The sequence below is a fragment of the Scytonema sp. PRP1 genome, assembly GCF_036697665.2.
In the GTDB taxonomy this organism is placed as follows: Bacteria; Cyanobacteriota; Cyanobacteriia; order Cyanobacteriales; family Nostocaceae; genus Kalymmatonema; species Kalymmatonema gypsitolerans.
Genome location: NZ_JBAHYJ020000017.1, coordinates 16,038 through 40,110 on the forward strand (window position 1 = coordinate 16,038; position 24,073 = coordinate 40,110).

23 protein-coding genes and 3 pseudogenes are annotated in these 24,073 nt (G+C 42.8%); 17 read left to right on the top strand and 9 right to left on the bottom strand.

Going from position 1 to position 24,073, the window contains the following annotated elements; all coding sequences use genetic code 11:
- Positions 1-45: 45 nt before the first annotated feature.
- The 9 genes and pseudogenes from V5G28_RS02965 to V5G28_RS03005 all read left to right on the top strand — a co-directional run.
- A pseudogene (locus V5G28_RS02965) lies at positions 46-612 on the top strand (hypothetical protein); the annotation flags it as partial.
- Positions 613-792: 180 nt separating this feature from the next.
- Positions 793-1,488, top strand: coding sequence for a type 1 glutamine amidotransferase domain-containing protein (locus V5G28_RS02970; protein ID WP_332990753.1), 696 nt, complete (start codon positions 793-795; stop codon positions 1,486-1,488).
- 205 nt (positions 1,489-1,693) lie between these two features.
- On the top strand, positions 1,694-2,467 hold the full coding sequence (locus V5G28_RS02975) for a cupin domain-containing protein (RefSeq protein ID WP_332990755.1): 774 nt from the start codon (positions 1,694-1,696) through the stop codon (positions 2,465-2,467).
- Positions 2,468-2,504: 37 nt separating this feature from the next.
- Positions 2,505-3,074, top strand: a complete 570-nt coding sequence (locus tag V5G28_RS02980; protein ID WP_332990757.1) for a type 1 glutamine amidotransferase domain-containing protein — start codon at positions 2,505-2,507, stop codon at positions 3,072-3,074.
- Between the two features lie 196 nt (positions 3,075-3,270).
- Complete coding sequence (locus tag V5G28_RS02985; RefSeq protein ID WP_332990759.1) at positions 3,271-4,017, top strand: HAD family hydrolase; 747 nt, start codon at positions 3,271-3,273, stop codon at positions 4,015-4,017.
- Positions 4,014-4,430 (top strand): VOC family protein, encoded by a 417-nt coding sequence (locus tag V5G28_RS02990; RefSeq protein ID WP_332990761.1) that lies wholly within the window; start codon positions 4,014-4,016, stop codon positions 4,428-4,430. Before V5G28_RS02985 ends, V5G28_RS02990 begins: the two co-directional genes overlap by 4 nt.
- Before the next feature lie 65 nt (positions 4,431-4,495).
- Positions 4,496-5,719, top strand: a complete 1,224-nt coding sequence (locus V5G28_RS02995; RefSeq protein WP_332990763.1) for an MFS transporter — start codon at positions 4,496-4,498, stop codon at positions 5,717-5,719.
- 212 nt (positions 5,720-5,931) lie between these two features.
- On the top strand, positions 5,932-6,306 hold the full coding sequence (locus V5G28_RS03000) for a type II toxin-antitoxin system RelE/ParE family toxin (RefSeq protein ID WP_332990766.1): 375 nt from the start codon (positions 5,932-5,934) through the stop codon (positions 6,304-6,306).
- Positions 6,303-6,629: a helix-turn-helix domain-containing protein gene (locus V5G28_RS03005; protein WP_332990768.1), complete on the top strand. Its 327-nt coding sequence runs from the start codon at positions 6,303-6,305 to the stop codon at positions 6,627-6,629. The genes V5G28_RS03000 and V5G28_RS03005 overlap by 4 nt, the downstream gene beginning before the upstream one ends.
- A 215-nt stretch (positions 6,630-6,844) precedes the next feature.
- Here V5G28_RS03005 and V5G28_RS03010 read toward each other — a convergent pair whose 3' ends face one another.
- Positions 6,845-7,552, bottom strand: a complete 708-nt coding sequence (locus V5G28_RS03010) for a type 1 glutamine amidotransferase domain-containing protein (protein WP_332990770.1) — start codon at positions 7,550-7,552, stop codon at positions 6,845-6,847.
- A 139-nt stretch (positions 7,553-7,691) separates the two neighbouring features.
- On the opposite strand from V5G28_RS03010, the gene V5G28_RS03015 reads away from it, so the two are divergent.
- Positions 7,692-8,582, top strand: a complete 891-nt coding sequence (locus V5G28_RS03015; protein ID WP_332990773.1) for a LysR family transcriptional regulator — start codon at positions 7,692-7,694, stop codon at positions 8,580-8,582.
- A gap of 353 nt (positions 8,583-8,935) precedes the next feature.
- Here the strand turns inward: V5G28_RS03015 and V5G28_RS03020 are convergent, their stop codons facing one another.
- From V5G28_RS03020 to V5G28_RS03045, 6 genes are all read right to left on the bottom strand, one after another.
- On the bottom strand, positions 8,936-9,571 hold the full coding sequence (locus V5G28_RS03020; RefSeq protein WP_332990775.1) for a restriction endonuclease subunit R: 636 nt from the start codon (positions 9,569-9,571) through the stop codon (positions 8,936-8,938).
- A 400-nt stretch (positions 9,572-9,971) separates the two neighbouring features.
- Positions 9,972-10,466, bottom strand: a complete 495-nt coding sequence (locus V5G28_RS03025) for a hypothetical protein (protein ID WP_332990777.1) — start codon at positions 10,464-10,466, stop codon at positions 9,972-9,974.
- Between the two features lie 124 nt (positions 10,467-10,590).
- Positions 10,591-12,045, bottom strand: a complete 1,455-nt coding sequence (locus V5G28_RS03030) for a hypothetical protein (RefSeq protein ID WP_332990779.1) — start codon at positions 12,043-12,045, stop codon at positions 10,591-10,593.
- A gap of 240 nt (positions 12,046-12,285) precedes the next feature.
- Positions 12,286-12,759: an AAA family ATPase gene (locus tag V5G28_RS03035; protein WP_332990781.1), complete on the bottom strand. Its 474-nt coding sequence runs from the start codon at positions 12,757-12,759 to the stop codon at positions 12,286-12,288.
- Positions 12,760-12,962: 203 nt separating this feature from the next.
- The gene (locus tag V5G28_RS03040; protein ID WP_332990783.1) at positions 12,963-13,409 is read right to left on the bottom strand and encodes a hypothetical protein; all 447 of its coding nucleotides are present in this window, start codon (positions 13,407-13,409) and stop codon (positions 12,963-12,965) included.
- On the bottom strand, positions 13,399-14,391 hold the full coding sequence (locus V5G28_RS03045) for an FtsK/SpoIIIE domain-containing protein (RefSeq protein ID WP_336229553.1): 993 nt from the start codon (positions 14,389-14,391) through the stop codon (positions 13,399-13,401). The genes V5G28_RS03040 and V5G28_RS03045 overlap by 11 nt, the downstream gene beginning before the upstream one ends.
- 89 nt (positions 14,392-14,480) lie before the next feature.
- Here V5G28_RS03045 and V5G28_RS03050 point away from each other — a divergent pair, with 89 nt between their 5' ends.
- Both V5G28_RS03050 and V5G28_RS03055 read left to right on the top strand, forming a co-directional pair.
- Complete coding sequence (locus V5G28_RS03050; protein ID WP_332990787.1) at positions 14,481-14,933, top strand: helix-turn-helix domain-containing protein; 453 nt, start codon at positions 14,481-14,483, stop codon at positions 14,931-14,933.
- Positions 14,934-15,061: 128 nt separating this feature from the next.
- Positions 15,062-15,448, top strand: a complete 387-nt coding sequence (locus V5G28_RS03055) for a transposase (protein WP_336229554.1) — start codon at positions 15,062-15,064, stop codon at positions 15,446-15,448.
- Between the two features lie 78 nt (positions 15,449-15,526).
- Here the strand turns inward: V5G28_RS03055 and V5G28_RS03060 are convergent.
- Positions 15,527-15,766: pseudogene (locus V5G28_RS03060) on the bottom strand (IS630 transposase-related protein); the annotation flags it as partial.
- A gap of 75 nt (positions 15,767-15,841) precedes the next feature.
- Between V5G28_RS03060 and V5G28_RS03065 the strand changes: the two are divergent.
- From V5G28_RS03065 to V5G28_RS03085, 5 genes and pseudogenes are all read left to right on the top strand, one after another.
- Positions 15,842-16,479: pseudogene (locus V5G28_RS03065) on the top strand (IS630 family transposase); the annotation flags it as partial.
- Between the two features lie 170 nt (positions 16,480-16,649).
- Positions 16,650-17,924 (top strand): HlyD family secretion protein, encoded by a 1,275-nt coding sequence (locus V5G28_RS03070; RefSeq protein WP_332990791.1) that lies wholly within the window; start codon positions 16,650-16,652, stop codon positions 17,922-17,924.
- A gap of 19 nt (positions 17,925-17,943) precedes the next feature.
- Entirely contained in the window at positions 17,944-18,477 is a 534-nt protein-coding gene (locus V5G28_RS03075; protein ID WP_332990793.1) for a hypothetical protein, read from the top strand.
- A 25-nt stretch (positions 18,478-18,502) separates the two neighbouring features.
- Positions 18,503-20,089 (top strand): DHA2 family efflux MFS transporter permease subunit, encoded by a 1,587-nt coding sequence (locus V5G28_RS03080; protein ID WP_332990795.1) that lies wholly within the window; start codon positions 18,503-18,505, stop codon positions 20,087-20,089.
- A 355-nt stretch (positions 20,090-20,444) separates the two neighbouring features.
- Positions 20,445-21,197, top strand: coding sequence for a DUF928 domain-containing protein (locus V5G28_RS03085; RefSeq protein WP_332990797.1), 753 nt, complete (start codon positions 20,445-20,447; stop codon positions 21,195-21,197).
- Between the two features lie 162 nt (positions 21,198-21,359).
- Here V5G28_RS03085 and V5G28_RS03090 read toward each other — a convergent pair whose 3' ends face one another.
- The gene (locus tag V5G28_RS03090) at positions 21,360-24,071 is read right to left on the bottom strand and encodes a CHAT domain-containing tetratricopeptide repeat protein (RefSeq protein WP_332990799.1); all 2,712 of its coding nucleotides are present in this window, start codon (positions 24,069-24,071) and stop codon (positions 21,360-21,362) included.
- Positions 24,072-24,073: the final 2 nt, after the last annotated feature.

Sequence of the window (24,073 nt, forward strand, 5' to 3'; positions counted from 1 at the left end):
AGGCAGTGACCAGTAAAAAAGTTAAGTGGGATAAAAGGGGGTCATATGAAAACTTTAAAACAGGGTTTCGAGGAGTGCTATCTCGCTATAGCAATGGATGCAGAAAGACTGGTGCAAGATTGGCGATCGCGGTTAGCAATGGAGTGTCCAGAACAAAGTGTTGCTAACAGGGAAAGTATAATGAGCTGGCTTTTCTTAAATCACCTAAAGCAGTATGGGATACTCAACCAAGAGGAACAAAAAATTGTCCACCAGGCGGTGGAGTACCGCTACCAGATTTTACGTCGGCGCTACTTAGGGATTACCAAAGAACGTGCTTATCGCAACTTAATAACTCGGTTGGGAAGTTTGGTGACATTACGTCCTAAGATTCAGACTTGGGTAGCCAAGAGTCGAAACCACCAGCGGACGGTACTGGATGTGTTGCAAGAAGTTATCGAAGAATTACTGCAAAGTGATAACTATATACAACAACAGATGGTTTCCATTGCTCAATACACAACTGATGAGATGTTAAAGAACGCCCTGCTGTTTGCTAGTTTAGAAGAGTATTGTTTGCGACCAGTACGCAATCAACCGCTACTCGTTTATTGCTTTGTCAATTATGTGAGAAATTTGGGTGTATGAGCTATTTCAAGATTGACTTTTGAAACTGAAAAATTCTCAACAACTGAGATTTTTCTCAAATCAAAAAATTTTTCTCACTTACCAATTTCTGTATATTCCTAAGTGCTTCACTAAAAATAAATAAACTTGAAATTTTCTAAACACAAAGGCGGAGGATTGGTCATCATGCCAAAGAAAGTTTTAATGATAGTGACAAGCCATAACCGTTTGGGAGATACAAAAAAACCCACAGGTTTATATCTTTCAGATCTGGCACATTCTTATGAAGTGTTATCTGAGGCGGGGCTGGATATTACGGTGGCTTCACCTCAAGGAAAAAATGCACCGATTGACCTTAAAAGCCTCTCTGAAGAATTCACACTTTATGCCAAGTACGCTAAGAATACCTTACTACTTAAAGAAGTAAAAGTGGAGGACTACAATGCTTACTTAATAGTAGGGGGGCACGGAACTATGTGGGATCTTCCTGCTAATGCAGAGTTGCAACGTATTCTTCCCACTGCTTACGCTCAAAACAAAGTGGTTGCGGCAGTATGTCATGGTTCTGCAGCTTTAGTGCAACTTAAAAATCCGGATGGCAATTTCATGATTAAAGGCAAGCGAGTCACGGGTTTTACCAATGAAGAAGAAGAAGCTGTCGGGTTAACAAAAGTTATGCCATTTCTTTTGGAGGATGCTCTGAAAAATGCTGGTGGGGAATTTGTAAAAGCACCCAACTGGCAAGCCAATGTTGTTGTTGATGGATGCCTTGTCACTGGACAAAATCCAGCATCAACAAAAGGTGTGGCTGAGGCGGTAGTCAAGCTTTTAACAGCTCAGAAATTAAGCACTAAAAGCTTAGAAAGCCCTTTAACACTCTAAGAGAATGCTCAACTTCCCCTGAATTTGTGGGGGAAGGGGGCAAAACATAAATCTTAGGCTACAGCAGTTTTCAATTGTATGGACTCCACCCGCCTAGCGGCACCCACCCCTTGATAAGGGGAGGGTTAGGGAGGGGTGTATTCCATCTAGTTGCAAAACGCTGTAATGAATTGAGTTTCAACTTTCAACGCATGAGGAGCAAAACATGGAGTTACTAGTCGATCCGCCAAAAAAGAAAGTTGTTGGCATTACGAACGTAGTGCATCCTTCTATCCATGATGTGAATCTGTTAAGTGAAGCAAGGGCAGAAGGTTTAGAACTAAACTTTGAACAATTTGGTTTGGATTTGTATTTGGATGGTTTGATTGAAAAACCCTGGGGACGTGAATGTCGCATCTACGCTGACCTCTTTTATGATGTGTGGAAGCTAGACATTCTTCCCGGACAATCGACATCAATGCACTGCCATCCCCGGAAGGAAACTGTTTTGTTGTGTCTTGAGGGTACTGCAAAATTCCATTCCTTGGCTGAAACTCCTGTCCTTGAGGCACTGGACTTTGTTCATATCCGCAAAGGTGCGTTTCATTCCACTGAGAACATTGGTGATTCTGTTTTGAAATTAGTGGAAATTGAAACCCCTCGGAACAAGTTTGATTTGGTGAGAGCCAAGGACAAGTATGGACGGCAGGGGCGACTCTACGAGACGCAGACTTTAGACCACAAGATAGGTGAGATCAATCAGATCGATTTTCTGGGTGACGCCAAAATCCGGTCCACTGGTATTTCCAACAAATACCGATTTGGGGTGAAAGGTGGGATGGATATTATTTGCCGTCCCGATCACAACTTAATCTTTGCTGTTTCGTTGGGCATAAAGAATGTTTTTACTCATGACATTCAAGTGTTTCAGGCTGGCACTATGTCGATGTCAATGCTAGAGCCAGACAATCTCTACTTCACGATCGCTCACAATCTATAACTTTATCAACCATTATCAACGATTAGGAGAGTCTCAAATGTTTAACGCAGTTATCATCACAGGTCCTGGATTTCAAGATCATGACGTAGTTTACACTTACTACCGCTTGAAAGAAGAAGGATATGCAGTAGATGTTGCAACTAAAGCAGCTTCCCCAGTTAAGGGTAAATATGGAATACCCTTACCAATGGATAAAACTGCCCTACCACTGATTTCCTTCGACGATTTGTCCATTGATAAGTATGACGTTGTCATTCTCACTGGGGGTCATGAAGCACCCGATCGCGTCAGACAAGACAAGAAAGTGTTGCAATTCGTCAATCAAATGGCAGAGAAAGGTAAAATTGTTGCTGGCTTGTGTCATGGTCCGTGGATTATGATTTCCGCCAAAGTTTTGAAAGGACGGACTGTCTGCGCTTATGTTGGGATGGTGGATGACATGATTAACTCTGGTGCTAATGTTATCGATGCAGATGTGGTCACTGACGGCAATATTATTACTTGTTCCTACTACGGTCAGGTTGGTAAGTTTATGAGAGCTGTGTTTGCTGCAACAGAAAAAGCTCACATCAACGGTAACAAACAGCCAGAGTTAATCATTAGCTAGCAAGGAGTACCTTTCTCCTCCCGCTTCAACTCGAGAGAAGAGTCCTCCCACAGAATTTTTTGATTCAACAATCACATTTCTAACCCCTTTCTTAGGGGGGTAGGGGGGACTTTTTTGTCGAACAACCTTGATAACTGTATAGCTTTTAAAACAATTGAGAGCCACCCAATCAACACCTGACTAGGAGGAACAACTGATGAAAAAAGTCATAGCTTTGGATTTCGACGGATTGATTTGTGATGGATTGAAGGAATGTATTTTAGTTTCCTGGAATGGATATCATGGTAAAGATGTATCTGACTTCAGTGCCCAAGGTTTAGAAGCCATACCAGTAGAATTTTGTGAACGGTTTAAGCACTGTCGAAATTTCGCCAAACACCTGGGTCACTTCGCTGTTCCACTGTTTGACTATACAACCCCAATTGCCACGCAAGAGGATTTTGAGGCAGTTTACCAATCAATTAACTCAGATGTTATAGATGAGTTCACGAAAAATGTGACTGCCTACAGACACAAGGTAAGAAGGGAGAAAGAGGCAGAATGGTTGAGCTATCACACTTTATATCCAGGCATGGAAACTTTTTTAACCACAATTGACTTGCCTGTTTATATCGTTACCGCTAAAGACGGCGACTCGGTAATGAAAATCCTCAGCAGTGCAGGTATTCAGTTTGATGAAAGCCGAATTTTTGGCGAACAAAAAATGAAAGTAGAAGCTTTCCGCAAGATTACAGATTTGTCAGGCGTTCCCCCTCACGAACTGCATTTCTTTGATGACAACATTTTGAATGTGGTAGAAGCTCAAAAAGCTGGATACAGCGCTTACTGGGCAACTTGGGGATATAACGCGCCTGACCACATTCACATTGCTAAAGAGAATTCTGTCAGTAGCATCACTTTGTCTGAGTTTCTAGAAAATCACTTGGGAGTATTAGATCAATGAAGTTTTTACATTGCATGATTAGGGTCAAAAACTTGGAAGAAAGCTTGGATTTCTACTGCAATAAATTGAGGCTGAAACTTCTCAGACACAAGGATTACTCACACGGACGATTCAGCTTGTACTTTTTAGCAACCGATGAAGGTGCGCCAGAAATTGAATTAACTCACAACTGGGATGAACAAATCTACATCCAAGGTAACAATTTTGGACACCTAGCATATCTGGTTGATGACATTTATGAGACTTGTCAGCACCTGCAAGCGAATGGAGTTCAAATCCTGCGTCCTCCCAGAGATGGTCGTATGGCTTTCATCAAAGACCCAAATGGAATTTCCATTGAATTACTCCAAGCAGGACAATCCCTTTCTCCGGCAGAACCTTGGGTGTCAATGCCTAACGTCGGGACGTGGTGATTTTTCCGATTAGGGTGCCAAAACTTTTCACTTAAGTTGTTTTAAGAAGGGAACTAATAATTAGGATGAAACACACACTAACAGCACCAAAAAGTCAAGACCAGCGCGAACGTTTGCTACGGCTTCTTGTGACAGCAACATTCTTGATTTTTTTTCAAGCCTACATGGTTGCACCGCTCATCCCTCACCTCGCCGTTGCGTTCAAGGTTTCTAGCCAGACGATTGGACTCATAGTCCCGGCGTATTTGATTCCCTATGGGATAGGGTCACTCATCTATGGTTTACTCTCGGACCAAATTGGACGGCGGCGCATCATACTGACTTCGTTGCTGGCGTTTGTTGTCCTAACTTGCTTCACAACAACGGCACAATCAGCCTCACAGCTCATCTTCTGGCGCTTCTTAACCGGACTATGTGCCAGCGGTGTCATCCCTTTAGCGCTGACATTAATAGGGGACATATATCCCTATGAGCGGCGGGGACGTCCGATGGGCTGGATATTTGGAGCGATGGCTGGAGGTATGGCATTCGGTTCAACATTCGGAGCTTTGCTTGAGCCACTCATCACCTGGCGTGGGATTTTCCTTGGGGTCGGTATTCTTGGCGCTCTTGTGTTGAGCCTGCTGTACCTTCAACGGCATCTTCTGGGGAATGCCACACGCTCGACCACTAACAACATCCGTGACTTGTTAACTACTTACAAGATGTTACTTGGATCTGGGCGGGGACGGCGAACTTATGCCTACGTGCTGCTCAATGGCATCTTTCACTCAGGGGTTTACACGTGGCTCGGTTTGTACTTCCAACAGCGCTACGGTTTGGGGGAAGTCGGCATCGGTCTAGCACTTCTTGGCTACGGTGTTCCAGGTTTTTTACTCGGTCCAATGATTGGACGCGCTGTAGATCGCTGGGGGCGCAGTTGGCTACTACCCACTGGGTTTGCGATCGCAGGGGTTGCAGCTGCTATTTTGATGTTCCACTTGCCTCTAGTTGTTGCAGCTGTGGCAGTAACGCTTTTGTCCCTTGGCTATGACATGACACAACCCTTGCTTGCTGGGATTGTGACTTCCTTGGGTGGAAAGCGCGGCGGTCAGGCGATGGGACTCAACGTGTTCACTCTATTTATTGGGTTTGGTGTCGGCAGCTTTCTCTTTGGTGAGGTGCTGAGACTGGGCTTGAGCGCGGCGCTCTTCCTTTTTGCTGCGATCGTCCTGGTAGCCGCCTTAGCTGCAATTCCCTTGTTCCGTTCGGAGGCTCCAAATGTAGTGTCTAGCTCAGAACGTACTTAGTCTCGCTGAAACGGAGAGTGGAAAAAACCGAGTTCTCCCGCAATTTTAGTGAAAGGGGATATGTGCCTGCGATTGCCCGAAGGACAGTGTGCTCCGGGCGATCGCGGCATAAAACTTTCTTTGACAATACACCAGCCCAAATATATTTACAAAGTGCAGGTGACATTTCATGCTATTGTGCTGACTTGTTTTTATAGGAAATTTCATATATTATGGTTGATAATGAGGATGTTTCAGAAATCCCGTTACGCCCTCTTGTTTGGATGGGAGACTCTCGTAAGAATATTCGTGAGTTTCCTGAAAATGTGCGTGCATCGGTAGGCTATGCGCTGCAATTGGTGCAAGCAGGGGAAACACCAATGGATGCCAAGCCTTTTAAAGGGGTTGGAAGCGGCGTGTATGAAATCGTCAAACGGTATGATACCGACACGTACAGGGCAGTTTATGCGGTAAAGATTGGGGAGAAGGTTTATGTCCTGCACGCTTTTCAGAAGAAATCAAAGCGCGGTATCAAAACCCCACAGACGGACGTTGACTTGATTAAACAACGTTATAAGGATGCACTAGAAAGGGAAAAACAACCATGACCCAAGAACCCGTTTTTGAAGAAAGCACTGGCAACGTTTTCGCTGACCTTGGTTTGGCGGATGCCGATGAACTTTTTACCCGTGGCAAGATAGGGATTCAGGTACTCCGTCTCCTGAAAGGGCGTAACTTGAAACAACGCGAAATCAGTGACCTTCTCGGTATTCCACAGCCCGAGGTATCCCATTTGATGAAAGGAGAGTTTCAACGGTTCAGCGAGGGTAAACTTCTCACTTTCCTCAAGCGACTCGATACGGAAATCACCTTGCATCTTCGTCCCCGTCATGGTGGAGAACAAGCGGCGGAAACGGTGGTATCGCTATAAGGGGTAGTTTGAAGGCGATCGCCAAATGCCATTAAGGAGCAAGTGATTCTACGAAATTTGCCCAAAACGTGTACTGCGGGTTGTCTATCCTGCTCATGACGCACAGAGGATTTTCTAGAGGACAGGATGAGACAACCTGAGAGTATCCGTCAGTGAAGGCTTTTGAGACGCACTTGTTGAAGTGCTTATCTTCAAATACAGTGGGTCAGGACGGCTTACGCAGAAACAGCTGAAGAAAGAACGCTCGTAGTTTGCGCGAGCAGTTCTACCATACGCTCAGCGACACCCATTGCCGATGCGGGATTTTGTCCAGTCACCAGGCGATCGCTCACAACCACCTTCGCTTGAAAATTAGGTGCTTTGTCCACAGTTGCACCACGTTCAATCAGCTTCGATTCCAATAGGAACGGTACAACTTCAGTTAATCCCACTGCGGCTTCTTCTTCGTTGGTGAAGCTGGAAACAGTTTTATCTGCAACCAAATACTGACCATTAGAGAGTTTGATGTTCACAAGTCCCGCCGGACCATGACACACTGCTCCAACCACGCCGCCTTGCTCGTAAATCGCTGTCGCAATGCGGGCTAGTTCTGCGTTATCGGGGAAATCCCACATGGTACCGTGTCCACCTGCATAGAAGATGGCATTGTACTGGGCTGGATTGATTTGCTCGGGGCGTAATGTGTTTTCCACCTGTGCGACTTTTTCTGGATTGTCGAGGAAGGCTTTGTTGAGCGGGTCATTTAGGTCAACCCCAATCATAGGAGCTTTGCCACCCAAGGGGCTTACGTATTGAACACTCAAGCTTGCTTTGTCGAACACTGCAACTGGATGGCTCACTTCTGGCAAGTAGAACCCGGTTTCTTTGCCTGTATCTCCTAATGTGTCATGACTGGTTAAAACGACTAAAACTTTTGCAGACATACGATGGCTCCGTGAGTCAAAAACGCGCTATTCCAGGCAAACACTTGTTTTACGTAAGAATGTGCCTGATAGTTCCATGCTAGAAGCAACTTATCTAAAATACAAATTATAAAAATTGGGTCTTTCCATAAATATAATTATGGTTAGTTTGGAATGGTATCGTAGCTTTATTGAGGTCTATCGGGTTGGAACCGTATCGGGTGCGGCACAAGTGTTGCATTTGACGCAACCTGCAGTCAGTCAGCACATTGCAGCTTTGGAGTCTACCTTGGGTACGCAGTTGTTTCAACGTATGCCGAGACGCATGTTACCAACCGAAGCTGGAAAGCGGTTGTATAACCGAATTGCTGCTGCTATTGAAACGCTGGGATCGATACCAACAAAGTCAGCCCTAGCTGATGCTCCGCTTCTCATCAGGCTGGGAACACCGCAGGAATTCTTCTCCGAACACATACTGAAATACCTGTCTCAAACTGATTCGACACTGTTTTCAATTCGATTTGGATTAACGCAGGAATTGATTGAGCAACTCTTGGAGAATAATCTTGATTGTGTGATTGCCACGCAAAAGATTCCAAAATCAGAACTGGAATATCAACTCATTTTTGAAGAAAGCTTTTGGCTAGTTGGACCACCGACAGCAATCATTCCAGTGTCTCAAGATGTCCTACAGGTTGATTTAACACCGCTAGAGCAGTGGCTAAGCCAGCAACCCTGGATTGCTTATAGTGAAGATTTACCAATCATTCGGCGATTTTGGCGGGTTGTTTTTGGTCGTCGCTTGAATGTTAACCCACAGTTTGTGATCCCAGACTTACGCAGCATTCGTGCAGCGATCGCCCAGGGGTTAGGTTACAGTGTTTTGCCCGACTATCTCTGCAAAGAATGGATTGCTGAAAATCGTATAACGCTGGTTCTCAAACCAACTTTAGCTGTAACGAATCACATCTGGCTAGCCTATCGAAAATCCGAAAGACAGTCACAGCAAACAGCAATGCTCCTGAACTTACTAGAAGCATCTCTATTGTGAATTCATGGTTTGCGCCATACGGTTGCCATAGAGCGAGTAGGATTGATGGGTATTGAACATATATCGGCTTAAATAACCTGCGGTTATTGTCAGTCGGTTTTCGTCACTGTCCGGCGCAAGACTGGCCACGCTCACGGAGTACCGTTATAGTGGGGGACTTAGTGCCGAATTAGTTAAAAAATCCTCTATCCAGATAAAGCTTTTTCACCTGAATTTTTCTGACTTTTCACGGGAAGTTCTCAAACCACGAAACAGCATGACTTTTTCCACAGCATTATTTTCAATAGTCGTGAATTAATGAAAATGAGCAACGGAAAAACCAGGGTTTGGGAAACCCTCAAAATGTTCCAAATTTATTGCTCGCTGCGACCCAATTGACTGATGCGCTTAAGTATACGTAGAACGCTGTATAACTCATTTTCTCTGTTACGCACATCAAAAATATCTGAAGTCGCATAGCGAGGCGGATTGCCTTTGACGAGTTTAATGAACATAAAACTGCCACCAGATGTAATCATGCCAAAAACTTCCTCCTGTGACTGGGGAGCAGCTAGCATATACGCTAAAATTTGGTCAAGTCCTGCCTCTACAGAATAAGCTACCTGTTTCGACTCAATGACTGTCACCCAGAATTTCTGATTGAGAAGTAAGAAGTCAATTCGTCCTTTAATGATGGAAAGTTTGTCAGTAGTTTCAATTTCGACAGATTTCTCTAATTTGATGTGAAAAGGAGGTAGATAGAACTTGCCAATGAATAGTAGGGGAGATAAAACGATAGTATTAACCGTGTTTTCTAGTAACGGCGGATAATTCCGTAAATTGATGTAACCTGCTTTTACTTGGTCTAATAGCTGCTTTTCTTGGTCTGTCAGTTCTGGTAATTCGTCTTGCCACTCACGAAAAAATTCCTCAGAATCAACTAACTCTAATCCATAAAGTGATATGAGATTTTCAAGAGTGATATTTTCTGCCTGAAGAGTTTGAACCATAAGTCAATCTAGTTAATAAAGATTTTTTGCAGTCAAAGAGGGAACAGGCAACAGGCAATAGCGAACAGACTGCTTAAAGTGGGGATGAGTGACCCCACTTTAAGCCTACGACGCAGTAGTTGTCGGAGTCTGGAGACTCAAGAGCACCCAATAGAGAACAAGGAACTGTTCCCCGCTCTTGAGTTCCCTATTCCCTTCTTTGATGAATTGAGACAAGATTTCATAATTGGGAAATTATCAATTATCAATTAATCTTGGTAATTATCTATTGGTAATTACAATTGATTTTAACAAAATTATGACTTTTCAGGTTGAGACTGCAAAATCCTTTGGGTTTATTTCTTCTCGAAATAAGAATTAACTGACAGAATTTTACCCACAATAACCGGGGTTACCAAACTCATGCGCTAATGGACGCAAGCTGCAAAAACTCAACAATCTGACTAGAATTAACAGACAAAGTTAGCAAGTAGTCAACTAGCCTTTCTTTCTCACCACTATTCACATAAACAGAATAGCCAGGAATAGAGGCTTTAGAACAGAAACTACGTAACTTCCTCAAGCTAAATTGCATTAACTTCTGCTTTTCCTGAATAGCATTTACTGTTGGCGTCTCTTGAGAACCAAATAACTCCCTCTGTTGAGTAAAATTATCCATTTGTAGCTTTTCTTCACCATCTAGTTGAGTATCTTTTTGAAAAGTTAACTGTAGATTTGAAGAAAAATCTTCAGTCGGTTCTTGAATGAGTTCTTCCAAAAAAGATTTGGAAGTCCCTACTACCTCACCAGTTTCACCAGTAGGAGTATAAAAAAGCCAGCAAATTAATGAAAGAATCACTCCAAACAGGTAAACATTAAACACTAGGTCATAAGCAAAGTTAACTAGTTCAGTCATGTCGGTTTCTCCAAATAGTTAATTGGGTAGATTCTGTAAAGATTAGCTACCCAGTAGTGGGGCGAAACCGCCCCGTACTGAGTGCCACATCTACAAATTCCCAACTACCTTTGAAGAAGGGAAATTAAATTAAGTCAACAAGGTTTTCAGACACTTGAGGTGGAGATATTGGATGGAAAAGATTAGGAGAAATTCTAGGTGGAGAAATCTCACGTCTATTACCACGTAAATAGTTAACAAGAGAAACCAAGTCGTAATTATACCGAAGCTCGTGCGGGCAATTAGAGTCGTATGGGTCAATTGCTTGACCGTTAAACTTAAAGAAATAGTTAACACCAGTAGAACACTTGTGGACAACTATTCTATTTCTATCCACGCGCACGTCGGCACCATACAAACCTTTATTCAGTTCCCTAATTTTGTCTAGGTGACTGTAATCTTCATGAACTATTTCTCGGTATTTAAAGTGAGTGACATATCGGCGCAAATGAGAAGGCGAACCTAATTCAGGTAATTGATCTGACCAAGATAACCTAAATCCATCAAAATCAAACTGAAATCTACGACCGGAATAACTATCTTTGACAACAATATAGTCATCCATTTTAAAAACTTCGACATCAGCCAAACCTTCGTTAAGGCTAGCAATAACATCTGCGTTTTCATATTCGCGCTGCACTATCCCGTCTAAGAGTTTTTTATCAGGACAATGTGTTCGTTCCCACCCAAAAGGATGCATTCCACAGACTATTCTGTCAGCACCATGAAGGTAAGAACAGCCCTTGCAGGAATCCAAACAAGCATTTCTAAATTGCCCGCTAGATTTTGCCCAGTAAAAACTATTATGAAGCTGAAAATACTCCTCCAACGCTTCTTTAGGTAAAGGTTGACGTGAATGGAAATACTTTCCTACCAGATTTTCTCTTTCTGGATAGCTGGCTTCAAAAAGGACAGTCAGTTTTTGAATTTGGTAGTCATCAAGTTTAACAGAAACAATTTCTTCTTTCAGGTTAGACTTTGTACCGCAATGCGAACTCAAACGACAAAGGTGTAATCCATGTAAGGTAGGATGACCTTTGATTTGAGTTACATAATAGGTGTAAGTGACATTTTGCCGCCAAGTATATTCAACTCCTTTTGAATGAGTTTCCTCATCTTCTTCACAATCATCCAAACCAAATAATTCATTTTCTTCCTCCTCTTCTTCCTGTGAATCATCTTCATCAAATAATTCATCAGAATTATAGGAATCAATTGCAATTATCCGGTTTGAAGATTTATTTTTTTCCTCCTCTTCCAACTCTTTATTGGTTGTACCCAACACTAAACTACCAATAGTAACAGCAGAAACAGTACCAACTAAACCAAATAAACCAGTTGCAGTCGCAAGAGCAGTTATACCCTTGTAAGCAGGCTTATTTTCTACGCCCACCCCGGCATCTGCCAGGAATGTCAACCCAATTGAAGCCGGTAAAACCAATCCTACTGAAGCAAGCATTGCTAGTAGAGAAGCCATTCCTAAACAAGAATTGATTTCTTGTAGTCGATGTACAACCTGTGTCTTGAATTTGTCTTTCATAATTTCCCCTTTTGCAATTTTAACCGTTAGCTGCTAATGGCAACCCCGGCATTGGGGATGAGGGATTTTTAGACTTTGAAAAAACTTACTACTCTACTACTGTCAACTATAAATGGCACTCAGTTTTGATTTGAAACCATTATTTTTGATGTTCGAGTTCAGTTTTCTAAAAGCTAGACTCCCAGTGGCAGTAACAAGCATCGAACCTGTAAATAACCCAACGTTTACTGCCCAGTATCATTAGAAGATATGACTATTAGACTCATTCATCTCTAACTCTTGGAAACAATCAGTGAAACTTTGAAAGTGGAAATAACGTAAAGGTTGACAAGATACTGTCAACAAGCTTAATGTATCCAAAATAGCAAGCATTTGTAACCTAGATAAATCAGCGCTTAAATCATTAGTAGTGCAGTGTAACCTATCAAAATTATCTAATACTAAAAGCTTATTTTCTCCAAGTTGTAGCCTTTCTACAATTTGCTGCCACTCTGCACCAGCGTATAATCCAAAACCCATAGCTATAGCAGAAAAGAGGCTATCTACATTAAAAGGATAATCCAAAGCTAAGTACAAACTTTTACAGCTAGTATCTTTAAGTAAAGCCTGTTTGATAAGGTAAGTTTTTCCAATTCCGGTACGTCCCCACAAATTAATATTGACACCACGATTAATTTTCTCTAACAAATCTCTATAAGCTTGATACCTTAACATGAGCGCCAACCTCCTTTATACTTCTAATATTTCAGACAAAAACACTAACTACAAAGTACAAAACTACTCCCGGTAACTGAAAAAAAGAACCTACTACCCAAGCAACAACAATCGTGTTTGTCATATCCAGCAATTTTCTATATTCCCTAGCAAAGGAAATATATAGAATTGCCAGTACCACAAGAGCAGCAAGATGCATAAAGCTACACACCTACAAATTGTAGAGCTTTTTCTAAAGCCAAACTAGAAAACTGATTAAACTTGTAAAAGCTATCCAATAAAAAATCAGGATTTTGTGCCATTCTCACCAACACTTCATCTTTTTTCGCCCGATGATAATAATGAACAACAGGAGAGGAAATAGTACATAAATTGTCATTTCTAATGACTGCCGCTGCTACTAACCCATCCATAATAAATTTACTAGCTGCAGCAACATTATCATGGTCCCGGGCAAAGGTCTTTAAGTACCAGTGAAACTCCAACCAAACTTGACCTGAAAATTTGACATCACAAGTGCTTGCAAATCGGCATATCTTAGCTGTCCAGTATTTTTTCTGTCTGGCGCTTACTTGCCAGCTTTGACGAGCAAAATCTATTTGGTCATTAAGAGTGGGAGGAAGAAAATTTATCCTCATTTCAAATATCATCTCCTTCCTCCAAACCTATAAATTGAACGACAGCATCACGGATACGCTTGTATCTTCTACCATCCGCACGCGATATACTAAACAATTCTTGAACTATCTCAGAAATCTCATAACCCCTTTGATGCAGGGATATAATACTAGATTTAGTAGCTTCATCAAACGCAATATTTGAACGAAACTCTTCTTGTTTGTCAAACTTATTCTTATCAAGAACTCTAACTGAAATTTCTGACGTAATGGAGGTATTAAAATGAGAGAAATTCAAACCAGAATCCCAAGGAGTCATATCAAAAGCATGATTTTTCGCTTCTTCTAAATATTTCTCAAAATCTTTCTTCTCGTCTCCCAAGTACAGCCCCTGGAGACGAATGACCCCTAAGGGAGACTTGTAGAGCATATCGCCAAACCCCAGTAAGCTAGCTGCCCGGTTATCATCAGGATCGCCCAAGATAATCCCGCTGTCCTCCGGTCGGGAAGTTGCAAAAGCCACCTTCGCTGGACAGTTAGACCGAATGAGGGGTTTAATCACATCTTTGTCCGGACGCTGGGTAAACAACAAAATATGTATCCCCGCAGCTCCCGCTTTCGCCAGCAGCTTCATGAGCATCAGTTCAATCTGGTCTTTGTGATTAGGGTCAGACAATAAGTCAAAACACTCGTCTATCAGACACGCTATCCGAGCCATTGGCGCAGTGGGAAACATCTGATTGTATTGCGCCGCCTTCTCCACTCCCAAGCGCTCAAATTCCTGGTAACGGAGTTCTTGCTCCGCCACAAGATATTCCAGCAACTTTAAAGTGGCTCGCGCATCCTTAGCCACTGGTGCAATTAAATGGGGTAGCCCGTCAAAACAGCCAAACGTCACGCGCTTAACATCACTAAGAACCAACCTCACCACTCCTGGAGGATACCGCCGCGCCAAATATAAAACAGCAGCGCGCTCAAACTGACTCTTACCCCCACGAGTCGGCCCACCACCCAAGACATGAAAACGTAGACGTTCTCATCATAAAGGGGTATTTCAACATAGTTACTGTCAACATCCACACCACCTGGAATAAGTAAGTCGGCGTGAAAAAACCAAACTATGTAAAGATAAGTAAATACGGAGAAGATATCAAGCGGGGTAATAAAGATATGGGTGCTCGTTTAAGGGTGTTTCTAACTCGTGAGCAAGATCGAACCCTACTAAACCTCAGAAGTGCAGATGTACCACAGAAAGTCAAAGACCGAGCAGAAGTAATCAGGTTAAACGCACATGGCTGGTACGTGGAAAAAATAGCGGCTCACTTTAACTGGACTCCACAAACAGTAAGAGAAGTTTTACATAAATGGGAAAAGCATGGTCTGCAAGGACTTTGGGAATTACCAGGTCGAGGGGGGAAAACAAAATACAAGGAAGAGGACATAGTTTTTTTGGAAGAATGCCTCAAAAAAGAACCACGTACATACAACAGTCTTCAATTAGCACAGAAATTAGAACGCGATTGCCCGAAGGGCACTGCGCTCCGCGCAATCGCCTAGTCAAGTTGAGTCCCGATAGGTTAAGACGGGTACTCAAAAAAAGGGGGTAAGAGTGGAAACGAGCAAGGAAGAGCCACAAAGGGAAGCAAGACCCAAAAATCAGAGAAATAAAGCAAGCAGACCTAGATATGTTGGAAGTATCTGCTGCCACTGGAGAAATAGACCTGAAGTATTTAGATGAATCAGGGTTTTGTGCATGGAGTGAGCCGAGTTATACCTATTACCAACGAGGTGAGCAAAAACATTTAGAACAAACTTCTCGTCGTGGTCGCAGATTAAGCATTATCGGGTTTCTTCAACCCTTAATCAGTTTTGTTTATGGTCTTGTTATCGGTGGTGTTTCACGCAAATCTTATATCCAGATGATGGAACAAGAAGCCGAGGAAACCGAAAAGGCTGGACGTATTCGGGTAATTGTGCAGGATAACGGTCCAATACATCGATGCCAGGATGTTCAGCAGTTATGGTCAAAGTGGGAAAAGCAAGGTTTGTATAGCCGTCGCCAAAGGTGTTAGGACAAGTCGGCTGTAGATGGCTGCAACAGCATGATTTGTGGATTGAAAAGTTGTCCTAAGCTTCGTGTCGGTTGCTATATCTCCATGAGATGAAGCGAACTCACGGAATTTTTCCCAGTCGCTGATTTTATGATTATTACCCGGAGGCTGATTGGGCAAGGCTTGGAAGTCCCCAGTTTCGGCTTGTCGCTTCAGCCATAAGTCTATCGTGTTGCGACTGATATTGAACACAAGACTTGCTTCGCTTTTCTTCAAACCATCAAGTTCGATAGCTTGGATGACCTTTTGACGAAGGTCGTAACTGTAAGGTTTAGGCATATGTTAGCGCGAGCGCACTTTGCAGGAAAAAAAGGGACTACATCTAGTTTATGCTCAAACCGCCTTGGCGGTTGCTATAAAACCCAAGTTGAGATGGCCTCACTTTGGGAGGGAGAAATTAGTGATCGCACAATCTCACGGGCTTTGAAGAAAATTGGTTTTACTCGAAAAAAAAGACCTATGGCTACCGTGAGCGCGATGAAGCCAAACGACAAACGTTCATAGATCAGTTATCTACACTACCCTCGGATAAAATCGTGTACTTAGATGAGTCTGGCATGGATAGTCGAGATGAGTATGATTATGGTTGGAATGAAAAAGGGGAGCGCTTCCATGCACTTAAGTCAGGCCGACGCTCTGGACGGGTTAACATGATTGCCGCGCTGTGTAACCAAAACCTAATAGCTCCCTTCACTGTTGAGGGTGCGTGTAATCGAACAGTTTTTGAAACTTGGCTGGAAGCTTGTTTGCTTCCAATACTCGAACCGGGACAGGTTTTGGTGATGGATAATGCCACATTCCATAAAGGTGGGCGCATTCAACAATTGATCCAGGATGCAGGGTGTGAACTGCTGTACCTACCGCCTTATTCTCCAGACCTTAATAAGATTGAAAAATGCTGGTCTTGGTTAAAAAGTCGAATCCGCAAAAAACTCGATCAGTTTGATTGTTTACGAGATGCCATTGAGGATGTCTTGCTTTTTACGTCTTAACCGCCTTGGCGGTTGCTATACCCGTTCAAACCTCCTTAACTTCCGTTCAGGTTAATCATGACTGGTTGAAAGCCGGAAAACAAACGAGATCAATATCAATAATCAAAACCTTCAATACGATATGTAGAGTACTTACTTCAATTCTTCTTAATAAATTGGAGTTCAATGTGATGGATAATGTAAGGGATAATTCAACCGAAATAGATTCAGCACCGTCTCAGAAGTTTAGTAAGAAATCAATTTTAGTGATTACGGGGATTGCGATCGCAGCCCTGGCAGGAACGATTGGTTATCGCTGGTGGATTTATAATAAAACCCATGAATCAACTGATGATGCCTATGTAACAACTTATATCCATCCGATTAGCAGCCGTATTGCTGGAACGGTCACCCAGGTCAATGTAGATGATAATCAGGAAGTCAAGCAGGGACAAATACTGGTTGAGCTAGATCCAAAAGATTATCAAGTTGTTGTGCAACAAGCGCAAGCAGCATTGGAAAATGCGAGCAGGCAAGCCAGTGCCGCTCAAGCGACTATCAACCTGGCATCTAAAACGGCTCAAGCCAATACAACCGAGGCACAAGGAGCAGTAGGGGACGCGATTGCCAGCATTGCCAGTTCCCAGTCTGCTGTGAAGCAGGCGCAAGCAGGAATCGCAACTGCACAGCAACAATTCACCAAGGCACAGGCACAGGAAGCCAATACCAAAATCACTTACCAACGGTATGAACAGCTTTATCAAACGGGGGCAATTCCTAAACAGCAGCGAGATGATGCTCTGACGGCTTACCAAGTTGCCCAGGCAGAAACGAAGGCGGCACAACAGAGTATTCTGGATGCAAAAGCGAAGTATCAATCCGCACTCGATGGCATCGATCAAGCCAGAGCAAACTTAGTGGATTCGCAGGGGAAAGTGCAGCAGGCACAAGCCAGTGGACAGCAGACCGAAGTCAACCGCCGCCAGTATCAAGCTGCCCAGGCGCAAATTGCCAGTGCGGATGCCAATCTCAAACAGGCACAGCTCAATTTGTCCTATACCGTCATCAAAGCGCCTGTTGCAGGCAAAATTGGTAATAAAACAGTTCAAGTGGGCCAACGGATTCAACCCGATCAACCGCTGCTTTCTGTCGTGAGTGATGATAATTGGATCGTTGGCAACTTTAATGAAACACAGGTGGGTAAGATGCAACCCGGAGAAGCGGTTGATATTCGTGTGGATGCATTTCCAGGCAAGACTTTCAAAGGCGCAATCAACAGCGTATCGCCTGCATCGGGTTCAGATTTCTCCTTGCTGCCTCCCGACAATGCCACTGGCAACTTTACCAAAGTGGTGCAGCGGATTCCAGTCAAAATTACCTTTGATCGCAATAGCATTAAAGGCTATGAAAACCGCATCACACCAGGAATGTCGGTTGAAGTGACGGTCAGTACGGGAAGTCATTAAACATGAGCGAAAAACTCTAATGAAGAAGCAAAACTCATCCACGATACGTCAATTATCAAGCTACAGCCTTAAACAACTGCTTGACAATCGCCGCTCTTTTGTGCTTAAGGTAGTTCAACCAAGTTTGGAAGGATTGATGGATGGCTCTGTTTCTACCCTCGCACCTATCTTTGCAGCCGTGTTTGCGACTCAAAAGCCCCATGTAGGTTTTGTCGTTGGACTTTCGGCGGCGGTTGGTGCGGGAATCAGTATGGCATTCGCGGAAGCCCTTTCAGATACAGGAGTAGAAACCGGACGAGGACATCCGATTTTTCGGGGTGCGATCGTGGGTTTGATGACATTTTTAGGGGGCATTTTGCACACCTTACCATTCTTGATTTCTAACGTGAATACTGCACTCTATCTGGCTTATGGAGTTGTTGTATTTGAGTTAATTGTGATTTCTTACATTCGCTACCGATTCTTCCAATTGAATTTTATTAAATCTGCCTTTCAAGTCATTGTTGGAGGCGTTCTAGTTTTTCTTTCCGGTGTTGTTATTGGAAATGGATAGCTGAGTATTTACAAAAGACATCATCATGACACGATCTAAAATGGTCAAACCACAGGTGAAACAATCTAGTGATTCTGTTCCCGTATTAACCTGGGTAGCGGTGTTGGGAATGAACCTGGGCGCATTGATGTCATCCCTGGATGTGACTGCTACGAATGCATCGTTGCAAGACATGACTGGCGCGTTAGGAGCCACCCTCGATCAAGGTTCTTGGATTGCTACCGCTTATTTAATTGGTGAAATTATTGTCGTTCCGTTAACAGGTTGGTTTGGTAAAGTCTTTTCTACCCGCTGGTACATGACGGCTAGCACAGTCTTATTTCTGGTTTTTTCCGTTGCCTGTGCCAATGCTACAACGTTAGTTGAAATGATTGCCTTTCGAGGCTTTCAGGGATTCTTTGCGGGTGCATTCGTTCCTGTGGCAATGGCATACGTCCTACGTCACCTACCACCCTCAAAACACACGATTGGGCTAGCAATCTTTGGTCTTACTATCACCCTTGGACCTGCTATTGGACCAGCATTGGGCGGTTGGCTAACTTATAACTATAGCTGGCAATATATCTTCTACATTAACCTGATTCCCGGTAGTTTAATGTTGGCGACCTGCATTTTTCTAATTGAGCATGAACCGATGCACTTGAACGAATTAAAGCAGGGTGATTGGGCTGGCATATTAACAATGGGAATTGGGCTGGCCTGTCTGCAAACTGTGTTGGAGGAAGGGAACCGCGATCTCTGGTTTAACTCACCATTTATTGTGCGATTGACTGCGATCGCCGTCGTCTGTCTGACCCTATTTCTGGTAATCGAACTGACCAAAAAGCGCCCTTTTATCAATTTACGCCTGATGCAGCGTCGAAATCTTGCGCTTGCCAGTATCATCAGTTTTGTCGCCGGGTGCGGCATCTTTGGTGCTCTGTATGTGATGCCTATATATCTAGACTCCGTACAACACTACACTCCCTACCAGGTTGGGCTGACTCTAATGTGGGTTGGATTTGGTTCAGTGCTGGTAATGCCGTTCCTACCTATCATTCAAGCTAAAGTCGATTCACGGGTGATTGTCGCCGTAGGATGTGCCGTCTATGCAGTCAGTTGTTTCATGAACTCTCACCTGAGTGCTCAGTCGGGTACACCGCAGTTAATGCTGCCAGAGCTTGTTCAAGGAATCGGACAGAGTTTAATCACGATTCCCCTATCGGCTCTCGCAACTGCTGGAATTCAAGGGGAGCAATTGAGTGATGCTAGTGCGCTGTTCAACCAGGTACGCTACCTGGGGGGTTCCTTTGCCGATGCAATCTTTGCGACTGTGATCCAACATCGTTCCGAATTCCATTACGATCGCCTGCGAGGTGATGTCAGCCTCTACAACGAAACAACTCAGCAGCGACTTCAAGAGATGATACAGTATTTCATGAGTAAAGGAGCCGATTCAGCTACCGCTACCCAACAGGCAATTGCGGCGATCGCTCAAGTTGTGCAGCAACAAGCAACCGTTATGGCGATCGATGACTGTTACTACCTGCTAGGGTTGCTAATTCTCATCAGCGGTACTGCCCTACTGTTGATGAAAAAAGCTAAAACAAGCGGGAACATTGTTGCTCATTAGAAACCAGTACCTTTAGGTTAAGGGAAAAAGCGGAAGGCGAAAGGGTTAATTAACGCTTGTAGGTAGCTTCTTTTGCAAGGGAAATGTGATTGCCCTTTGGGCAGAGCGCAATCGCCATCATCAGCCCAAAAACCTTGGCTCTTACCCTCATTCTTTCGTTAACCTACAAAAGTTTTCGATCAAGCTGAATTCTCAACAAACCCTGCTTTTTACTATAAGCAATTACGAGAAAACAACTTTAGTTTGTCAATTTTTTTCAGAATATATTTATGATAATCATAATTTTTTTTGGTTAGATATCTATTTTTTAATAGTTAAACTTAAGTAGGAATGTGAACAACACACCTAGGGGGATATGAACACTCAAATCTTGTGGTTGCTCATCAAACGTATCAATTACAGACTCTACCTAGGCTTTATCCTAAGCTTATTACTGTTTATTTGTCCAACAGCTAAAGCTGGTTACGTACCCCCCAAAACTCAAAAGCCTCCTAGCGATCAATCAAGATCTGGAGGAACTAGAGGATGTTCAGAAGAAAAGATACCCCTAACCATTCTTGCCCCTACGACACATGTTGGATATACAGCTTCTTTTCGCCCCACATTTGTCTGGTTTTTATACAGTCCTTATGAAACAGACTTCAGAATTTTTGAGTTTGATACAAACAATCGCCTTCAACAACTAGGGAATCCCATTAAGTTGCAAGCTTCAAAAGGAATTAACAAATATTCTCTTCCAAAATCTCAGCCAGAATTAACTGTAGGTAAAAAATATCTTTGGCAGGTAGCTATCTTTTGTCCAGAGGGTGGCTTCTTAGTTCAAAGAGCAGAATTTGTGGTTGTCCAACCGTCATCAGATTTTACAAATAAACTATCAAAGACAGTAAATGGTTCTCAAAGAGCAAATTTTTACGCCAATGAAAGTCTGTGGTACGATGCATTAGAAGAGGCTCTCAAATTGGCTCCAAATGGTAAGCTGGGAGAAGTTGGTGCATCTCTGGTGCAATCTCTTATGCAATCGGAAAAACAAGAGGGAAGTCTTCAGGAGCAACAAGAAATTCAGCAAAAATTTGAAAATGTAAAGGCGATCGTAAACTCTCAAACATAAAACACTGCACATTAAAAGAGTGAACAGCTACCTACGCAGTAACGCGTCGCTTTGGTGGAGGATTTAAACCCGGCACCAACGCTCTCTGGTGCTCTTGGTGCGGGACTTAAATCCAATGATGAAACTGATAACTGATAACTGATAACTGGTAACTGGTAACTGTTAAAGCCAATTACCAATTAAGATGAATGGTGCCCAGTAATAGGGGTGTTCAAATTGGTCATTCATGTCTGATTCTCTGGCTTTAATAAGTTGAATTTGAGCCTGCCGCAAAGCTTGTGCTTTACTCATACCTGGGTTGCGTAAGTTGCGGTAAAATTCAGAGACTAACATTAATGTGGAATCATCTCTGATAGACCAAAGAGAAGCTAGGGCACTTTTGACGCCAGCCTGCAAAGCTACACCAGCTAAACCAAGAGTTGCACGGTCATCTCCTACAGCAGTTTGACAAGCAGTGAGTGTGAGCAATTCTACCAAATCAGAACCATCATTGACTTGGCGGAGTATACGTTCTAGCTCATTGATGGTAAGTTTATTGTTGTCTCCTGTGACTAGAAAAGTATCTTCTAGAAGTGTACCAAACTGAGCGTGAGTTGCGATGTGAATAATCGGATAGTTAACTCTATCTAGTTCTTTTTCTAGTCTACTCTGGTTGAAATCTGTATTTTTTAACTGTTTGCTACGCGGAAATTGTTGTTCAACCATCTGAATTTCTGAATCCACTTGTAGTAAAGCTGGATAGTCTTTTTCATCAACTTTAGCTTTTGTGGTTAAGCCCAAGATTAAAGCTCTATTTATTTGAAGATTCTGTTGATTAGATGCTGTTAGACGTAAACTAGGTGTGGTAGCAATAGCATACTTCTCAATCAAATATTTCTCCCCATCATGAAGCGCAGTTATGGGAATACTTCGTAGGAAACTGTCTTGGATGAAAACGAGAGTTTTAATTTGATTTGGATTGAAATCAGCCTCGAAAGGACGAATAATCCAGTTATATAGTTTCTGCGCTGAGGCTTTATTATAATCGATGATCGCAGATAATTGGTCTTGCAGCCCTTGGCGAAATTCGTTAACTTGTCCTTCCAGAGTTTCGCGCTTCTCATTTATCCAGTGCAACCGCTTGGTGCCATTTGGGAGACTGAGTATAATCGCAGTTTTATCATCGAAAATAATCGAGCTAAAAACAGCAGTATCTTTTCCTAGTAGCTCATCAATATTTTTCGAGTTACTAATAGCGACTACTATACAATCATTTCCAAAATAATTTTGTAATTCTGCCAATCTGAGAGAATCTATAGTTGACACCGCAGTTGTAAGTTGCTGAAAGCGCGTTTTATTTTCAATCGATGATAAAGAAGCTTGCTCTAGCTCTAACTGAGCGAATTCTCTGTAAAAAGGCTCAACGACATCCCGAAAATCAAATTGTAAGTTTCTATCAGCATTTAGGATATCACTACGGATGTCTTCTAGAGTAGAATATGCTTTTTGATAAGCTGTTGCAGCTTCCGCCTTTTTCCCCTGCGCTTTCAAAATTCGTCCCACTTGCCACTCCCACAAATAAAGGCTATCTTTTGCCAATAATCCTTGTTCAGCTTGCCAAAGCGACTCTTGAGTGAGTTTTAAAGCTTGCTCATATTCTTGACGACATTCATAAAAATGACCTAGTGAGCCATTTGCAAAAGATGCTGAGCGAGAATTTTTGAGACTTTCAGCGGTTTTGATAGCATTGTTGAGTAGTACAACAACTTCTGCATCTGGTAGTAGTCCTTTTACGGGACATTGAGTTAAGCGTGAGGTTGCAGAAGTCATATAAGTTGTCGCAGCATCAACCTTAATAGCTGGTAGATTCGCCAAATCTATTGCTATATAAACTTTTTGGGTAGAATCGGGTAACTTCTCTAGTAGGGCTAAAGCTTCTTTCACGGCTGTGTCAAGTTGAGTAGGATGAACTTTGGTACGATAATAAAGCTGAATTAAATTGCTTAGTGCTGACGCTTGAGCGAGCTGATCACTTTGGCGAGCTTTGTTAAGACTAGACTGAAATGTCTGTGAAGCTTTTTGGTAAAAACTTTTAGCGTTTTGCTTGAACTGCTCAGCCCGAGGAACACCGCTACTTTGAGCAGATTTAGCACGCAATTCCCACAACTGCGCCTGACTAGCATAGGTATTGCCTAAACTATTCAGCACTAAAAAGTTATAATCATTGTGAGCAATCTTTTGTGCACTCTCAAGATATTTAATAGCTTGCTCGTAATCACCCATCAAACGATAAGCTTCCCCAAGACTTCCTAAAGCTGCTGCTTCCCCCCGTTGGTCTTTTTGATAACGAGAAATTTGCAATGCACTTTGTTGCAGACAAACAGGTTCTTTGACTGGTTGTTGTTGCTTAGGTTCTTGTGCCAATACACCACATAATAGAGCGATCGCCTTTTTGGATTGCCCTAACCTGCTGTAGACTTGAGCAAGTTCAGTGAGCATTCGTCCCATTTGCTGCGTATCTCCTATTTGACGATAGTAAGCAATGACTGCATCCCAATGAGCGATGGACTTGTCCATTTGACCGATTTGTTGATACGCCCTTGCTAAATTCTCTAAAACTATCGTTGCATTTGCAGAGTTGTGAGTCGTTTTGTAAATATTTAAAGCGGATTGCCAATATTTAATTGCATCTGAAAAATTTGCGCTTCGGTAGCTTTGAACACCCTGTTGTACTAGTTTACTAGCATCAGGAGTTTGTGCTTGTACCACTTCCCCTATTTTCGGTTGCCAAGTGATAAATGCCACATCATTTAGCCATAAGCAAAAGGTGAGACTGCAAAGAAATAGAATTCCTAGTAACCGATATCGAGTAGATTTACGGTATTGATTGTCCACAT

Bases quoted from the DNA above. Each gene is read 5' to 3' on its own strand.
- V5G28_RS03040 (WP_332990783.1), bottom strand. From the start codon at position 13,409: ATGATATTTGAAATGAGGATAAATTTTCTTCCTCCCACTCTTAATGAC.
- V5G28_RS02970 (WP_332990753.1), top strand. From the start codon at position 793: ATGCCAAAGAAAGTTTTAATGATAGTGACAAGCCATAACCGTTTGGGA.
- V5G28_RS03010 (WP_332990770.1), bottom strand. From the start codon at position 7,552: ATGTCTGCAAAAGTTTTAGTCGTTTTAACCAGTCATGACACATTAGGA.
- V5G28_RS02995 (WP_332990763.1), top strand. From the start codon at position 4,496: ATGAAACACACACTAACAGCACCAAAAAGTCAAGACCAGCGCGAACGT.
- V5G28_RS03025 (WP_332990777.1), bottom strand. From the start codon at position 10,466: ATGACTGAACTAGTTAACTTTGCTTATGACCTAGTGTTTAATGTTTAC.
- V5G28_RS02990 (WP_332990761.1), top strand. From the start codon at position 4,014: ATGAAGTTTTTACATTGCATGATTAGGGTCAAAAACTTGGAAGAAAGC.
- V5G28_RS03020 (WP_332990775.1), bottom strand. From the start codon at position 9,571: ATGGTTCAAACTCTTCAGGCAGAAAATATCACTCTTGAAAATCTCATA.
- V5G28_RS02975 (WP_332990755.1), top strand. From the start codon at position 1,694: ATGGAGTTACTAGTCGATCCGCCAAAAAAGAAAGTTGTTGGCATTACG.
- V5G28_RS03075 (WP_332990793.1), top strand. From the start codon at position 17,944: ATGAAGAAGCAAAACTCATCCACGATACGTCAATTATCAAGCTACAGC.
- V5G28_RS02985 (WP_332990759.1), top strand. From the start codon at position 3,271: ATGAAAAAAGTCATAGCTTTGGATTTCGACGGATTGATTTGTGATGGA.
- V5G28_RS03030 (WP_332990779.1), bottom strand. From the start codon at position 12,045: ATGAAAGACAAATTCAAGACACAGGTTGTACATCGACTACAAGAAATC.
- V5G28_RS03000 (WP_332990766.1), top strand. From the start codon at position 5,932: ATGGTTGATAATGAGGATGTTTCAGAAATCCCGTTACGCCCTCTTGTT.
- V5G28_RS03005 (WP_332990768.1), top strand. From the start codon at position 6,303: ATGACCCAAGAACCCGTTTTTGAAGAAAGCACTGGCAACGTTTTCGCT.
- V5G28_RS03055 (WP_336229554.1), top strand. From the start codon at position 15,062: ATGTTGGAAGTATCTGCTGCCACTGGAGAAATAGACCTGAAGTATTTA.
- V5G28_RS03080 (WP_332990795.1), top strand. From the start codon at position 18,503: ATGACACGATCTAAAATGGTCAAACCACAGGTGAAACAATCTAGTGAT.
- V5G28_RS03015 (WP_332990773.1), top strand. From the start codon at position 7,692: ATGGTTAGTTTGGAATGGTATCGTAGCTTTATTGAGGTCTATCGGGTT.
- V5G28_RS03035 (WP_332990781.1), bottom strand. From the start codon at position 12,759: ATGTTAAGGTATCAAGCTTATAGAGATTTGTTAGAGAAAATTAATCGT.
- V5G28_RS03085 (WP_332990797.1), top strand. From the start codon at position 20,445: ATGAACACTCAAATCTTGTGGTTGCTCATCAAACGTATCAATTACAGA.
- V5G28_RS03070 (WP_332990791.1), top strand. From the start codon at position 16,650: ATGGATAATGTAAGGGATAATTCAACCGAAATAGATTCAGCACCGTCT.
- V5G28_RS02980 (WP_332990757.1), top strand. From the start codon at position 2,505: ATGTTTAACGCAGTTATCATCACAGGTCCTGGATTTCAAGATCATGAC.